The following is a 14,569-nucleotide window of genomic DNA, read 5'->3' as shown; positions in this document are numbered from 1 at the left end:
GCAAGTGCCGGGCGGCCCGGTGGGTCTGACGGTCGGTCGGGTGGCGCGCCGCCGGCTGCGCCGGGCCACCCTGCGGAGCCCGGCGGCCCGGCCGGACGGCCCGGCAGTGCGGCACCTGGCAGACCGCCCGCCCAGCCGGAGGCCGAGCCATGCTCAGGGGATCCGGCTTCGCCGCCCCCCTTGCCGCCCGCAGGGCATGTCGATGTGCCCTTCCCTCAGCCGCTCGCAGGGCACGACGCTCCGTCGCTCGGAGGTGTGCAGGTGGACCGCTTGGCGGAGGTGCTCGGGGGGCTCGGGCGGGTCGGGGCGGATGCGGTGGAGCTGGCCGAGCTGCTCTGGCTGGCCGCCCGTTCGGCCCCGGTGTCCGGTCGGACCGTCCTGCCGGGCAAGGCCGCCGAGCCGGTGGACGAGGTGGTGACCGAGCGGCCGGAGGCGGTGCGGCCGGAGCCGGGCCCCGGGGGATCGCTGCTCGCGCTGCACCTGCCGGCCGCCGAGACGCCCGGTGGTCTGCCCGGCGGCAGCACCGTCGCGGCGCCGAGCGCCCCGATGCTGGCCCGCCCGCTCGACCTCCAGCGGGCGCTGCGGCCGTTGAAGCGGCACGTCCCGGACCCGTACCGGACGGTGCTGGACGAGACCGCCACCGCCAACCGCCTCGCCGAGGCGCTCCGGGGCCCCGGCCCCGTGCACTGGTTCCCGGTGCTGCGCCCGGGCAGCGAGCGCTGGCTGACGCTCCGTCTGGTGCTGGACACCGGCCCGACCATGGCCCTCTGGCGCCCGCTGGCCCGCGAACTGCGGGACCTGCTGCGGCAGACCGGCGCCTTCCGCCAGGTCACCCGGGCCTGGCTGTCCCCGGACGGCGCCCTCACCGGTGGTCAGCCCGGCCCCCGGACCGCCACCCTCGTCCTCAGCGACGCGATGGGCCCGCAGTGGCGCCCGGGCCGCCCGGGGGAGCGGTGGTACCGGACCCTCTCCGGCCTGGCCCGCCTCGGCCCGGTCGCCCTGCTCCAGCCGCTCCCCGAGCGCCTGTGGCCGCTCACCGCGCTCCCGGCCGCCGCGGGCCTGCTCACCACCCCCGAGGCGGGCGCCGCCAACCCGGCGTACGGCTTCACCCCGCTCGACCCTCCGGACCTCCCCGACTGCCCGCCCGGGCCCCAGTCCCAGACCCGGCAGCAGACCCTGCCGCCGGCCCACCCCGAACGGCGAGGCGCCCCCGGGCTGGTCCTGCCGGTGCTGGAGGCGGACGCGCCCTGGCTGGCCAACTGGGCCCAGCTGGTGGGCAGTCCGGGGGGCTGTGAGGTGGTCGGGGCCGCCGTCCGCCTGGGCACCGCCCCGGCCGCCGCCCGTCCGGGCGACCCGGCGCCGGGGGAGCTGGCACCCGCCGAGGCGGTGCGCCGCTTCCGGGCCACGGCCTCCCGCGAGGCGTACACCCTCGCGGGGCTGGCGGCGCTGACCACTCCCGCGCTGCCGGTGCTGCGGCTGCTGCAGCACGCCGCGATCCCCCGCCCCCGGCCGCAACAGCTGGCCGAACTGGTGGTGAGCGGCCTGCTGGTGGAGCGGCCCGGCCACCCCGAGCGCTTCGACTTCCGGCCGGGGGTACGGGAGTTGCTGGTGCACACGCTGCCGCGCTCGGTCACCCACCAGGCGGTCGGCCTGCTGGTCCGGGTGGGGGAGGAGGTGGCGGCCCGGGCGGGGCGGGTGCCGGACGAGATCGCGGCCATCGCGGCCACCGACACCGAGGGCGCCCCGCTGACCGCCGAGCGGCGGCCGTTCGCGCTGGTCAGCCCGGCGGCCCTGGGCATCGTCGGGGTGGAGGTGCCGCGGCAGGCGGCCCGGATCGACCCGTCCCGGTCCTGGGCGGTGCTGTACTCCGAAGAGGCCGAGGAGGTCGACCAGTTGGCGGCCCACCTCACCGACCGCGAGCTGGTGGGCCTGCCGCCCGGCCAGGTCTGGGCGGGCAGTGACCCGGAGGGCTTCCGGGCGGCGCTGCGGGCGGCGTCCCGCAGTGCCGAGGACACCCTGCTGGTGCTGCTGGCCGCTGCGCCCGGCTTCGACCCCGGCGCCGAACTGGCCGCCCGGGCACTGGTGAAGGGCCCGGCCCGGACCCTGGTGCTGGCCGAACGGGACGCCGGGGTCTCGGCCCAGGTCTGGTTCGACCGGCCCCCGGGCGCCCGTTCGCTGGCCTCGCTCTGCAACGAGGTGTTCCGCTTCGGCTGGCCCGGCGGCCCGCCCGAACTGACCCTCGGCGAGCTGCTCGCCGAGGCGGCGGCCCGCGCCGACGAAGGCACCGAACTGCTCGGAAGCCAGCAGGAGTTGGTCTTCATGCGGAACCCGGCGGCCGGGCGCAGGCACTTCTACCTGGCCCGGGACACCGACCGCGACCCACGTGCCGACCGCTTCTTCGAGGACCTCTGCGAGGAGGTCTGGCAGCTCTCCGACCTGGCCGGGGTGGCCGGACAGCCGGACGCCGTCCGGCACTGCGAGGTGTTCGTCCCGCTCTACGGGCACGGCTGCTTCCGCAACCACCGCGCCATCCGCGAGTGGGCCGCCTTCGGCTCCCACCGCCGAGCCGCCGTCCCGGTCTTCTGGGATCCGCTGGACCACCGCGAACTCCCCACCCTGGCCCGGCAGTTCGACTACCGCGACCGCGGCTTCGGGGCCCGCTACGCCGACCAGGGCCTGCGCGCCCTGGACCGCTCCTCCTACGAGCTGGCCGTCCACCGCATCGCCGAGAAGATCGTCTCCCTGGCCGACCGCACCGCCCGCGCCTGACTCCTGGCGTCTGTCGACTGTGTAGCGGTGTCCGCCATGCTGCCGTCCGGCAGCTCGATCCTGGGGGGCACCCCCCGCGCGCCTCGGGTCAGGTGACGGCGCCGCGGCGGGAGAAGCGCTCGTCCCGCCACTCGCCGCTCTCCAGGACCTCGGTCAAGTGCCGTGCCGCGTCCCACACGTCGGTGTACGACAGGTACAGCGGCGTGAAGCCGAACCGCATCAGGTCCGGCGCCCGGAAGTCACCGATCACCCCGCGCTCGATCAGCGCCTGCACCACCGGGTACCCGTCCGGGTGCCGCAGCGCGACCTGGCTGCCGCGGCGGGCGTGCTCGCGCGGGGTCACCACCTCGACGCCGTGCCCGGCCAGCGGCTCCACCAGCTCGATGAACAGGTCGGTCAGGGCGAGGCTCTTGGCCCGCACCACCGCCAGGTCGGCCTTCTCCCAGACGTCCAGCGAGGCGCCCAGCGCGGCCTGCCCCAGCAGCGAGGGCGAGCTGGTCAGGAAGCGCCCGATGCCCGCCACCGGCTCGTACCCGGGGGTGAAGTCGAAGGGCTTCGCGTGGCCGAACCAGCCGCTCAACGGTTGCTCGGCGACGGCCAGATGACGCTCCGCCACGTACAGGAAGGCGGGCGAGCCGGGGCCGCCGTTCAGGTACTTGTAGGTGCAGCCGACCGCGAAGTCCACGCCGCAGGCGTCGAGTTCGACCGGCAGTGCGCCGACCGCGTGGCAGACGTCCCAGACCATCAGGGCGCCGGCCTCCTGCACCCGGCGGGTGATCGAGGCGATGTCCAGCAGTTCGCCGGTGCGGTAGTCGACCAGGGAGAGCACCACCACGGCGGTGTCCGGCCCGAGTGCCTCGCCCAGCTGCTCCGCCGAGTCCAGCAGCACCGTGTGCGCGCCGCCGCCGGCCAGCGAGGTGACGCCCTCGGCGATGTAGAGGTCGGTCGGGAAGGCGGCCCGCTCGGCCAGCACGGTGGAGCGGCCCGGGCGCAGCCGCAGCGCGGCGGCCAGCACCTTGAAGAGGTTGACCGAGGTGGTGTCGCAGACCACCACCTGGCCCGGCGCGGCCCCGACCATCGGCGCCACCCTGGCCCCCAGGCGGTGCGGCTGCTCGAACCAGCCGGCCTCGTTCCAGCTGCGGATCAGCCGCTCGCCCCACTCCACCTCGACCAGCTCGCGGACCCGGCCCGAGGTGCGGGCGGGCAGCACGCCGAGCGAGTTCCCGTCCAGGTAGACCACGCCCTCGGGGAGGACGAACTCGGAGCGGAAGGCGGCCAGCGGGTCGGCGGCGTCCAGCGCGGCGCACTGCTCGCGGGTGGTGGTGCTCACAGCTCGTTCCTCACGTTCCACAGCTCGGGGAAGACGTCCTGGTCGGCGGCCTGCTTCAGCCAGCTGAGTCCGCTGGAGCCGCCGCTGCCGGGCTTGGCGCCCATGGCGCGCTTGACCGCCGAGTAGTGCCGCTGCCGCCAGCGGGTGACCCGCTCGGCGGTGTCCAGCAGCGCCTCGCCCAGCAGGGCCAGGTCCGCCAGCGCCGGGTCGGTGTAGACCTGGTGCCAGGCGGCGGTGACCTGCTCGCTCTCCTGGTGGCGCACCGGGCCGGGCTCCACGTCGACCTCCAGCCCGCGCCGGGCCAGCAGGGCCAGCGCCTCGTCGTACAGGCCGGGCGCGTGCAGCGCGGCGGTCAGCTCGGCGTGCACCGAGGGCGTGCCCTGGTACATCGTCAGCAGCCGGGAGCTCTTGTTGCCGATCATGAACTCGAGGCGGAGGAAGGCCGAGGACTGGAAGCCGCTGGCCTCGCCGAACACCGGGCGGAAGGCGCCGAACTCCAGCGGGGTCATGGTGGCCAGCAGGTCCCAGGAGTCCGCCAGCACGTCCTGCACGTGGTGCCCGCGCTTGAGCGCGGCATGAGCCGCCGTCAGGTCGTCCTCGCGCAGCGCCTGCCGGGCGATGGTCCACTCGTGCCGCAGCAGGTCGAAGAGCAGCTCCATCACCTGGGTGGTGATGATGAACGACAGCTCGGCGTCCACCTTGCTGCGCGGCTGCTGGAGGCTGTGCAGCACGTCGAGCTTGGCGTACTGCGCGTACGGGGTGCTGGCCTCCGGCTCCTCGGCCGAGCCGAACGCGAGTTTCGGGGTACTGACCTGGGGATCTGCCGCCATGGCTCCTCCTGCTGCTCCGGGCTGCCGTGCCCGTCCGCTCCGGGCGGCCCCCATTGTGCGGTCGGCACGGCACCGGATTGAATGGGCGACGGATGCCGGATCGGCTCCGCCGCCTTCCGAACGGAAGGTCTTGGACGCCTCCGGCCTGCCGAACGTGAAGGAGCACCCTTGGACGCCGTGGACCGCCTGCTGCTGGCCGAACTCCAGGCAGATGCCAGGCTCTCGTACAACGAGCTCTCCCGCAGGGTGAACCTCTCGCCACCGGCCGTCGCCGAACGGGTCCGGCGGCTGGAGGCCGACGGGGTGATCAGCGGCTACCACGCCCACGTCGACCTGGACCGGGCCGGCCTCAAGGTCACCGCGCTCGTCCAGATCCAGTGCTACGGCCCGCGCTGCGTGCTGCGCGACCCGGCGGTCGCCGAATGGCCCGAGGTGCTCCAGCTGCACCGGGTCACCGGCGGCGCCTGCTGCGCGCTGCTGGTCGCGGTGGCCGGGATGGCCGAGTTCGAGCAGTTGATCGACCGGCTCGCCGGCTACGGGCAGCCGTCCAGCTCGATGGTGCTCTCCAGCCCGGTGCCCTGGCGGCCCGTCCAGGTGCCCTGACACGGGGCCCGACGCGGGGCCTGACACGGGGTCAGTACAGCCTCCGCAGGTTCTCCAGCCCGGTGACGAACAGCTCCACCCCGACCGCCGCCAGCAGCAGCCCGAGCAGCCGGGAGAGCACCTCCAGCGAGGTCCGGTGCGAGCGCCGCAGCGGCTTGGAGAGCGCCAGCACGCAGACGCAGTTGATCGCCACCACCGCCAGGTAGGCCCCCGCGATGGTGGAGTGCCAGCTCCAGCTGTCCTCCTCCAGCGAGCTCACCAGCACCGCCGTCATGCCCAGCGGGCTGGCGACGTACGGCAGCAGCAACTCCCGGATGCCCTCCGCGAGCTGGTTGTCCAGCTGCTCCCCGTCGTCCCCGCCGCCCAGGTGCACCCCGAGCACCAGGGCCACCGCGTAGATCGAGAAGATCAACCCGCCGGCCAGCTGGATCGACCAGTCGTCCACGTGGAAGAAGTCGGTCAGGAAGTCCGCCGAGTAGGCCATCGCCACCCCGGCCGCCGCCGCCATCCCGGTGGCCACCAGCGTCAGCCGCACCAACTCCCGGTGCGTCCGGGTGCGCGCCAGCTGCGCGAAGGTGAGCAGCACCTTGGGCGGCCCGACCACGGCGAAGAGCGCGACGAACGCACTGCTCAGATTGAACGCGATCACCACCCCAGCATCGGGCAGCCCCGCCGTCCCCGCCCGCCTGACGCCCCCTCAACCACCCGTCCCGCTCAGCGCCGTCGCCACCACCGCCGCCGCTCCCGGGCCGGGGCACCGCCGAACGGCGGCTGTGCCCGGAACCCCTCCGACAGCACCACGCCCGCCGCCACCCGGGCCAGCGTCGCCCGCACCACCGTCAGCGGGTGCCCGGGGAAGTCCGCGTCCCACTCCTCCCCGTCCGCCCGGTGGTACGGCAGCGGACCGTCCAGCTCAGGGTCGTAGGGGTGCGGCCGGAAGAACTCGGCCGGACCGACGCGGTCCATCACCACCGCCTCCCGGAGACCCGTCGCCCCCCGCTCGGCGGCCTGTACCTTCAGCACCACGCTGCTGTGCGCCCTGGGTACCGTCCACGACCCGACGAACACCTGCCCGTGCCCGCCGGCCAGCGGCACCTTCACCAGCTGCCGCACCGCCGCCACCCCGCCCAGCTCGCCCACCGAGGCCTCGATCAGCCCGGCCCCGGCCTCGGCGGTGAACCGCGCCAGCGCGCGCCGCAGCGCCCCCTCGTCGTCGAGCGGCGCCGCCAGATCGGGCACCAGCCCGAAGTCGTGGACGGAGAGCACCACCCCGCGCGCGTCGTCCCACACCCCGTCCTCGCCCGCCCGGGGGACGAAACCGGTCAGGTCCAGCTGCTCGATCGCACTCATGGCGGGCATCCTCCCGCACGGACCCACCCACCCGCGGGCATTTTCCGGCCCGGGCCTCCGGAGGCCCACGGGGTGTCAGCGGGGAAGGCGGCTACGCCAGCGTGACGGTGACGCCGCCGTCGCTCAGGACGTCCAGGACGGCGTCGAAGTAGGGCTCGCCGGTGTGCGGGAGGGGGCGGGTGAGGGCCTTGCGGGCGCGGGCGGCGTCGTGCCAGACGAGGGTGAACGGGGCCTCGGGGCCGTAGCCGCCGCGGAGGCAGTCGGCGAGGGCGTCGAGGTTGCGGCCGTAGTAGCCGTCGGGGGCGTCCAGGGCCTCGGCGAGGGCGGTCCAGAAGGACGGCTCGTCGGTGATCGTGGCGCTGCTGAGGTGGAAGGTCGGGTTCGTCGGCATGACGGTCCTTCGCTCGGATGGCGTCCCCGGGGTGAGGGCGCGCCGGGCCCGGTGTGGGATGGCCTTGCTGTCCCGCTTTGCTGTTGAGCGAGAACTGAGGCCCCATCATGGCGTGTCTGAAGCGTAAGGACCTAGGACTGCTGGCGCTGCGCGCGGCGGTCGGCGGCGTGCTCATCGCGCACGGTACCCAGAAGCTGTTCGGCTGGTTCGGCGGCGGCGGTCTGGAGGGCACCGCCAAGGCGATGGAGCACATGGGCTTCGAACCCGGTCACCAGAGCGCCCTGGCCTCCGGCCTCGGCGAGGCGGGCGGCGGCGCCCTGCTGGTGGCCGGCCTGGCCACCCCGGCGGCCGGCGCCATCGTGGCCGGCACCATGGCCGGGGCCATCTCCGTGCACGCCCCCAGCGGCTTCTTCGCGATGGGCGGCGGTTACGAGTACCCGGCCCTGCTCGGCGCCTGCGGCCTGGCGCTGGGCCTGTCCGGCGCCGGCTGCTACTCCCTCGACCACCTCAGCCGCCACCGCTTCGACGGCGCGGGCCTCGGCCTGCTGGCCTTCGCCGCCTCCGCCGTGGGGGCGGCCGCGGTGGTGGCCCGCCGCCAGGACGTGGTCCGCCGCCGCGAGGCCCGCGCCGCCGACGAGGAGGCGGGCGTCGGCCTCGCCTGACGCGGCCGCACCACCGGCCCGGACCGTCCGCCCGCTGCCCGGGCCCCGTCTGCCGATCCTCCGTCAGGTCGCCCCGTCGTAGCGGGCCCTGAGGGCGGTGGCGCGGTCCCGCAGGGACTCCCGGAGCCACTGCGGGGCCAAGGCCTCCGCATCGGGGCCGGCCTGCCAGAGGGCCCACTCGGCGTGGCGGGCGTCCTGGAAGCTCAGCTCCAGCCGCAGCCACCCGTCGGGCTCGGCGGTCTCCGCCAGCACGGCCAGCGCGGTGCCCGCCAGCTCGGCCCGCCGCGCCGGGGCGGCCCGCAGCACCGCCGTGACCACCTCGCCGCCCGCCCGGAACCGGCTGCCCCGCTCCCGCCAGGCCCGCTCCAGGTCGACCTGTCCGTCGCGCTCGGCGGCCTCCGCGAGACCCTCGGCGGCCAGTACGCGGGCGAGCCGGTAGGTGCGGTCCTCGCCGGAACGGGTGGCCAGCAGGTAGCCCTGGCCGCGCACCGAGACCAGGCCTACCGGGTCCACCGTCCGCCACCGCGCCGCCCGGTCCGGGGCCGCGTAGCGGATCCGCAGCTTGCGGCCGGCGAACACCGCGCGCAGCACCTCGGCCACGACCTCGTCCGGTGCCTCCTCGGTGACCAGTCGGCGTTCCAGCAGGTCGGTCTCCGGGTCGACCAGCAGGCGCTGCGCGACCCCGGCCGCGGTGTCCCGCTGGCTCGCGGGCAGGGCGTCGACCACCTTGAGCATCGCCGAGGCGAGCGCCGCGCCCAGCCCGAAGGCCTGTGCGCCGCGCCGTGCTCCGGCCACCAGCAGGGCGAGGGCCTCGTCGTGGTTCAGCCCGGTGAGCTCGGTCCGGAAGCCGGGCAGCAGGGCGAAGCCGCCGTGCCGCCCGCGCTCGGCGTAGACCGGGACTCCGGAGGCGGAGAGCGCCTCGACGTCGCGCAGCACCGTACGGGTGGAGACCTCCAACTCCCGTGCCAGGGCGGCCGCGGAGAGCCGTCCGTGCTGCCGCAGCAGCAGTACCAGGGAGACCAGCCGATCGGCGCGCATCCGCCGAACCTACCGGGAGGGCCGGCCGGTGGAGTGGCCCGGGATACCCGACAGAGGGTGTCGTGATTACTTGCGAGGCTCTTCTCCGGCACCACACGGAGCCACCGACCCACCCCAGGAGGGGCGAACTCGCATGGCACAGCACACCTTCGTCAACCCGGACGGCCTGCACGACCCGGTCCCGTTCGGCTACAGCCACACCGCCGCCGTCCCGGCCGGGGCCGAACTGGTCCTGGTGGCAGGCCAGTTCGGATCCGGCCCGGACGGCTCGGTGCTGTCCGCCGACTTCGAGGGGCAGGTGCGGCAGGCCTTCCGCAACACCGCCACCGCCCTGGCCGCCCACGGGCTCGGCCTCGCGGACGTGGTCCAGCTCCGGACGTACGTGGTGGACCACGACTTCGCCAAGCTGGGTGTCATCGCCGGTGCGGTGAAGGAGGGTTGGGGGGAGCAGCCGCCGGTGCAGACCCTGCTCGGCGTCGCGGCCCTGGCCGCGCCCGAGGTCCTCTTCGAGGTCGAGGCGGTCGCGGTCCGCAGGCCGGCCGGTCGGTAGCGGCGGCCCCCGGCGCCCGGTCAGAACGAGGACGCGGCCTCGTCGACCAGGGCCGCGACCGAGACCGGGGCGGAGGCTAACGAGGCGTGGCTGGTGGGGAGTTCGATGGTCTTGCGGGGGTTGATCCGGGCCGCCATCCGGCGCTGGTTGTCTGGGTGGATCATGTGGTCCTGGGCGGACACCTGGTACCAGCTCGGCTTGGAGCGCCAGGCCGGGGCGGTGATCGCGTCCCCGAAGGTGGAGGCCAGCGGAGCCTTCTGGGTCACCGCCATCACCAGCCCCTCGGCCGGGGTCAGGTCCTGGGCGAAGGACTCGTGGAACTTGTCGGCCTTGACCCAGAGGTAGCCGTCGCCGTCCGGCTCCAGGTTGGCCGCCGCGGCCGGCGGGTACTCCTGGGTGAGGCCGCCCGGGCTCTCGCCGGCGTCCGGTGCGAAGGCCGCGATGTAGACCAGGCCGAGGACGTTCGGCAGGTCGCCGGCCTCGGTGATCACCGCGCCGCCGTACGAGTGGCCCACCAGCAGCACGGGGCCGCCCACCTGACGGACCATCTTCCTGGTGCGCTCGGCGTCGTCGGCCAGCGAGGTCAGCGGGTTCTCCACGGCCCGGATGCCGGTGTGGCCGAGGCGGTCCAGTTCGACGATGGTCTTCGCCCAGTGGGCGGCCCCGCCCCAGAAGCCGTGGACCAGCACGATGGTGGGTCGAACGCTCATGAACTGCCCTTCCGTGTACGGACCTCGGACCTCGGGCCGACGCTAGCGGCCGGACGGGCCCCGGGCCGGGAGGCGGGCGCGGAGCGTCACCCGACCGGACGTCAGGTGAGGTGGGGCAGGCAGACCAGCAGGAGCGGGAGCAGCAGCAGCGCGGCCGGGACGGCCGCGGTCAGGGCCAGTGCCGGGCGGGACGCGCGGCGGCCGGTGGCCAGGCGCTCGATCCGGGCCAGCGCCTGGTGACCGGCGGTCAGCGCGCCCGTCGGGGCCAGCGCGCCGGCCACCACGCCCATCGCGGTGGCCAGCGCGCGCGGCGAGTGGCGGCGCAGCGCCCGGTCGTCGGCGGCCATCTCCAGCAGGGTGCGCACCTCGGCGCGGACCAGCCGGCCCAGCGGCAGCCGTCCGAAGGTGCCGGCCAGCGCCTGCGCCGCGCAGTCGGCGAGGTGGTGACGGCCGCTCAGATGGGCGCGCTCGTGGGCCAGCGCGGCGGCCAGCTGCTCGGCGCTGAGCGCCGTCAGCGCGCCCCGGCTGACCACGATCCGCGCGTGGCGGCCGGGCAGGCAGTAGACGGCGGGCGTCGGGTGGTCCAGCAGCAGCGCCCCGTCCGGCAGCTGGCCCCGGTGGGCGGCCAGGTCCAGCAGTTCGCGATGGCGGCGGCGGTCCCGGCGGGCGGTGTGCAGCGCGGCCAGCAGCAGCGCCACGGGGCGGGCGGCGGTCAGCGCGGCCACTGTCAGGGCCGTGCCGGAGACCGCCTCGGGGGAGACGCCGCACAGGTGCAGCAGGCCGCCGTGGTGGTGCGGCGAGGGGTCCACCAGCTGACGGATCGCCATCGCCACCGAGAGCACCGCCGACAGCCCGAGGGTCTGCCAGGTCACCACCCCCAGCACCGGGCTGCGCCGGGTCCAGCGGGCGCCGGCCAGCAGCGGCGGCAGCGCGGCGGTGACCAGGACGGCCCAGAGCGCCAGCAGCGCGGCGGCCGTCACCGCTGCTCCGTCCCGCCGAGGGCGTCCAGCGCGGCGCGCAGCGCGGCCACCTCGTCCGGGCTGATCCGCTCCACGAAGTGCGCCAGCGCGGCCGGGGTGTCCGGGGTCGAGCCGAGCGCCTCCTGCATGAGCGAGGCGGTGTACGCGTCCCGGCTGCGGGCCGGTTCGTAGACCCAGGCGCGGCCGTGCTTGTGACGGTGCAGCAGCCCCTTGGTGTGCAGGATTCCGGCCACCGTCATCACGGTGGTGTACGCCACCGGCCGCGTCTCGTTGAGGTCGTCCACCACCTCGCGCACGGTCGCCGGCCGGCCCCACCGCCAGAGCCGGTCCATGATCTCGGCTTCCAGGTCCCCGAGGCTGCGCACCACCATGGCGCCATCGTAGTCACTCGTACGGACCGTCCTGCTGGCCGCGGTCGCGGCGGCCGCGAAGGGTGAGGGCAGGTTCCGTTTCCCTGGCTGGAGGCCGTCGTGGGTCGTCGTGTCGTACTGGGTGTGGTGCTCGCGGGTGGGCTGCTGCTGACGGGGTGTTCGTCGGACGGGAGCAAGTCGCCCTCGGCGGCGGTGCAGTCGGGGGCCTCGGCGCTGGCCTCGGCCGCGAACAGTGCCGCCAGCGGCTTCGCCTCCTCGGCCTCCTCCGCCGTGGCCTCCGCCCAGGCGGCGGCCTCCTCGGCGCTGGCCAGCGTCAAGGGCGGCCTGGACGCCAAGGACGACGTCAAGCTCGGCGACGTCACCACCGACCCCGACGGCAAGTCCAGCGTCCCGGTCACCGTCACCAACTCCGGCTCCCAGCCCTACAAGTACACCCTCACCGTCAACTTCCAGGACTCGTCCGGAAACCTCCTCGACGCGGCCGTCCTCTCCGTCCCCGACACCGCCGCCGGCGCCACCACCCAGGCCACCGCCAAGAGCAACCGCGCCCTCTCCGGCACCGTCACCGCCAAGCTCGGCAGCGCCCTCCGCTACTGACCGCCGAACGGGCGAACCTGCACGGACGGCACCCGGACCGGGCGGCCGAGGCACCAGGATCGTGCCGTTTCCGGTGGAAGTGGATCTGACGGAGATCGATCGGATGTGAGGTGGCTCGAAGCCGGTTCCGGGTGGTTGGGACCGGCTTTTGGCTGTTCGCGGGCAGGTTGAACCTTAAGGGGAGGTCAAGGGGGAACTGCGGGTCTTGACGGGGGAGTTGGTCTAGTCCATTTTTGGTGCCCAGGTGCAGGGAGCCCCTGATCCGGCGCCGGTGGTCCAGACCTCCGGTGCCGGTTCGGCGCCCCTGTCCCCCGTTCCACCTCCACTGGCGTGCCCGCCAGCCCCTGCGGCCCCACCCCGCACGGGAACCCACGGGCGGCGCGGCAGTTCCCCCACGACCCGGAGGTTCACGAGCTCATGAACCGAGTTACCCAGGAGCCGACGACCCGTCGGCGCCCGAAGGGCCTGGCCGCGCTGGCGGTCGGCACGGCGGCCTCGCTGCTGCTGGGCGCGGGCCTCGCGCTGACCGCGGGCACCACCGCCCAGGCCGCGGCCGGCAACAGCACCGGTGCTCCGGCGACCAGCGGCGGCATCAAGGTCGCCTACTTCGACCAGTGGTCGGTCTACGCGAACGCGTACTACCCGAAGACCATCCAGGACACCGGCGTCGCCAAGAACCTGGACTACATGATCTACTCGTTCGCCAACATCCACCCCACCAACCTCACCTGTTTCGAGGCCAACAAGGCCGCGTCCCAGGACGAGAACAACGGCAGCGCCGGTGACGGTGCGGGTGACTCGTTCGCGGACTACCAGAAGAGCTACGGCGCGGACATCTCGGTGGACGGCGTCGCGGACGCCTGGGGCCAGCCGATCGCGGGCAACTTCAACCAGCTGAAGAAGCTGAAGGCGAAGAACCCCAACCTCAAGATCCTGATCTCGATCGGTGGTTGGACCTACTCCAAGTACTTCTCGGACGCGGCCGCCACGGACGCCTCTCGGAAGAAGCTGGTCTCCTCCTGCCTCGACATGTTCATCAAGGGCAACCTGCCCGTGGACGCCGGTTACGGTGGCGCGGGCTCGGCGGCCGGGATCTTCGACGGCGTGGACATCGACTGGGAGTACCCGGGCGGCGGCGGCCACACCGGCAACCACGAGTCGGCGGCCGACAAGCAGAACTTCACCCTGCTGCTCAAGGAGTTCCGCGACCAGCTGGACGCCCAGGGCGCGACCGACAAGAAGACCTACGCCCTCGCGGCGGCGGTCGGTGCCGGCCAGGACAAGATCAAGAACATCGAGACGGACAAGGTCGGCCAGTACCTGACCTTCCTCGACGTCATGACCTACGACATGCACGGTGGTTGGGACGCCAAGGGCCCGACGAACCACCAGGCGCCGCTGTACTCGGGCCCGAACGACCCGATGACCCCGGTCAAGCCGGGCACCGGCAAGTACTCGATCGACGCGGCCATCAAGGCGTGGACGGTGGGTGACGCCGAGTACGGCATCCCCGGCGGCTTCCCGGCCAAGAAGATCAACATGGGCATCCCGTTCTACTACCGCGGTTGGACCGGCGTTCCCAACAACGGCAAGAACGGCCTCTTCCAGACCGCGACCGGCCCGGCCGCCGGTGCGGCGATGAGCGGCAACGTGCCCGGCATCCAGATGTACAAGGAGCTCACGGGCTTCGCCGACAACCCGGCGAAGACCTTCTGGGACGACCAGGCGAAGACCACGTACTTCTACGACGGTTCCACCTTCTGGTCCGGTGAGGACGCCCGCTCGATCCAGGCCAAGGTCGACTACGCGCACTGCAACGGCCTGGGCGGCTCCTTCGCCTTCTCCCTCTACGACCTGGGCACCAAGACCGCCCTGTTCGACAAGATGGTGTCGGCCACCAACGGCTCCGCCGCCGACTGCCCGGCCGCGCCGACCGCCTCGCCGACCCCGTCGCCGAGCAACTCGGCCTCCCCGAGCCCGTCGGCCTCGCCGAGCAGCTCGCCGACCAACCCGAGCCCGTCCGCGAGCCCGAGCACCTCGGTGAGCCCGTCGTCCACGCCGACCGTCCCGGCCAACGCCTGTGCCCCGTCCTGGAGCGCCGGCGCGGTGTACGCCACCCCGACCAAGGTCTCCTGGAAGGGCCACAACTACACCAGCAAGTGGTGGACCACCAACGAGGACCCCTCGCTGAGCGGTCAGTGGGGCGTCTGGACCGACAACGGTGCCTGCACCGTGCAGCCCACCCCGTGAGCTGACGGCTGATCAGGAAGGCCCCGGACTCCAGTGGAGTCCGGGGCCTTCCCGCGTTCGCGGGGACGGGTCAGAGGCCTTCGGTGCGGCCGAGGGCGTCCGGCTGGCTCTCCTCGATCCGGCGGAGCATCCGGCCGA

The 14,569-nt window shown here is 74.1% G+C and carries 15 protein-coding genes; 6 read left to right on the top strand and 9 right to left on the bottom strand.

Going from position 1 to position 14,569, the window contains the following annotated elements; all coding sequences use genetic code 11:
* The first annotated feature begins 261 nt into the window (after positions 1-261).
* Entirely contained in the window at positions 262-2,769 is a 2,508-nt protein-coding gene (locus ACZ6ZR_RS24955; protein WP_465645769.1) for an SAV_2336 N-terminal domain-related protein, read from the top strand.
* Between the two features lie 88 nt (positions 2,770-2,857).
* On the opposite strand, the gene kynU is transcribed toward ACZ6ZR_RS24955, so the two are convergent.
* Together kynU and ACZ6ZR_RS24945 are read right to left on the bottom strand one after the other, a co-directional pair.
* A complete protein-coding gene (gene kynU, locus ACZ6ZR_RS24950) occupies positions 2,858-4,099 on the bottom strand; it encodes a kynureninase (protein WP_465645767.1) in 1,242 nt (413 codons plus the stop codon).
* Positions 4,096-4,929 (bottom strand): tryptophan 2,3-dioxygenase, encoded by an 834-nt coding sequence (locus tag ACZ6ZR_RS24945; protein WP_465645765.1) that lies wholly within the window; start codon positions 4,927-4,929, stop codon positions 4,096-4,098. Before ACZ6ZR_RS24945 ends, kynU begins: the two co-directional genes overlap by 4 nt.
* A 177-nt stretch (positions 4,930-5,106) precedes the next feature.
* On the opposite strand from ACZ6ZR_RS24945, the gene ACZ6ZR_RS24940 reads away from it, so the two are divergent.
* On the top strand, positions 5,107-5,532 hold the full coding sequence (locus tag ACZ6ZR_RS24940) for an Lrp/AsnC family transcriptional regulator (protein WP_465645836.1): 426 nt from the start codon (positions 5,107-5,109) through the stop codon (positions 5,530-5,532).
* A 31-nt stretch (positions 5,533-5,563) separates the two neighbouring features.
* Here ACZ6ZR_RS24940 and ACZ6ZR_RS24935 read toward each other — a convergent pair whose 3' ends face one another.
* From ACZ6ZR_RS24935 to ACZ6ZR_RS24925, 3 genes are all read right to left on the bottom strand, one after another.
* Positions 5,564-6,181: a MarC family protein gene (locus tag ACZ6ZR_RS24935; RefSeq protein ID WP_465645763.1), complete on the bottom strand. Its 618-nt coding sequence runs from the start codon at positions 6,179-6,181 to the stop codon at positions 5,564-5,566.
* Between the two features lie 65 nt (positions 6,182-6,246).
* Entirely contained in the window at positions 6,247-6,882 is a 636-nt protein-coding gene (locus ACZ6ZR_RS24930) for a hypothetical protein (RefSeq protein ID WP_465645761.1), read from the bottom strand.
* Positions 6,883-6,973: 91 nt separating this feature from the next.
* A complete protein-coding gene (locus tag ACZ6ZR_RS24925; protein WP_465645759.1) occupies positions 6,974-7,273 on the bottom strand; it encodes a barstar family protein in 300 nt (99 codons plus the stop codon).
* A gap of 107 nt (positions 7,274-7,380) precedes the next feature.
* On the opposite strand from ACZ6ZR_RS24925, the gene ACZ6ZR_RS24920 reads away from it, so the two are divergent.
* Positions 7,381-7,935, top strand: a complete 555-nt coding sequence (locus ACZ6ZR_RS24920) for a DoxX family protein (protein ID WP_465645757.1) — start codon at positions 7,381-7,383, stop codon at positions 7,933-7,935.
* A 63-nt stretch (positions 7,936-7,998) separates the two neighbouring features.
* Here the strand turns inward: ACZ6ZR_RS24920 and ACZ6ZR_RS24915 are convergent, their stop codons facing one another.
* Positions 7,999-8,973, bottom strand: coding sequence for a helix-turn-helix transcriptional regulator (locus ACZ6ZR_RS24915; RefSeq protein ID WP_465645755.1), 975 nt, complete (start codon positions 8,971-8,973; stop codon positions 7,999-8,001).
* A 133-nt stretch (positions 8,974-9,106) separates the two neighbouring features.
* Between ACZ6ZR_RS24915 and ACZ6ZR_RS24910 the strand changes: the two genes are divergently transcribed.
* Positions 9,107-9,523: a RidA family protein gene (locus tag ACZ6ZR_RS24910; RefSeq protein WP_465645753.1), complete on the top strand. Its 417-nt coding sequence runs from the start codon at positions 9,107-9,109 to the stop codon at positions 9,521-9,523.
* Between the two features lie 20 nt (positions 9,524-9,543).
* On the opposite strand, the gene ACZ6ZR_RS24905 is transcribed toward ACZ6ZR_RS24910, so the two are convergent.
* The 3 genes from ACZ6ZR_RS24905 to ACZ6ZR_RS24895 all read right to left on the bottom strand — a co-directional run bounded on the left by ACZ6ZR_RS24905 (position 9,544) and on the right by ACZ6ZR_RS24895 (position 11,578).
* On the bottom strand, positions 9,544-10,233 hold the full coding sequence (locus ACZ6ZR_RS24905; RefSeq protein ID WP_465645751.1) for an alpha/beta hydrolase: 690 nt from the start codon (positions 10,231-10,233) through the stop codon (positions 9,544-9,546).
* Positions 10,234-10,334: 101 nt separating this feature from the next.
* Complete coding sequence (locus ACZ6ZR_RS24900; protein WP_465645749.1) at positions 10,335-11,213, bottom strand: M56 family metallopeptidase; 879 nt, start codon at positions 11,211-11,213, stop codon at positions 10,335-10,337.
* Positions 11,210-11,578: a BlaI/MecI/CopY family transcriptional regulator gene (locus ACZ6ZR_RS24895; protein WP_465645835.1), complete on the bottom strand. Its 369-nt coding sequence runs from the start codon at positions 11,576-11,578 to the stop codon at positions 11,210-11,212. Before ACZ6ZR_RS24895 ends, ACZ6ZR_RS24900 begins: the two co-directional genes overlap by 4 nt.
* 105 nt (positions 11,579-11,683) lie before the next feature.
* Here ACZ6ZR_RS24895 and ACZ6ZR_RS24890 point away from each other — a divergent pair, with 105 nt between their 5' ends.
* On the top strand, positions 11,684-12,181 hold the full coding sequence (locus tag ACZ6ZR_RS24890; protein WP_465645747.1) for a hypothetical protein: 498 nt from the start codon (positions 11,684-11,686) through the stop codon (positions 12,179-12,181).
* A gap of 417 nt (positions 12,182-12,598) precedes the next feature.
* Complete coding sequence (locus tag ACZ6ZR_RS24885) at positions 12,599-14,431, top strand: glycosyl hydrolase family 18 protein (protein ID WP_465645745.1); 1,833 nt, start codon at positions 12,599-12,601, stop codon at positions 14,429-14,431.
* Positions 14,432-14,569: the final 138 nt, after the last annotated feature.

It is taken from the genome of Kitasatospora sp. NPDC088742 (assembly GCF_055584905.1).
This window is presented reverse-complemented; position numbering and strand designations above follow the sequence as displayed.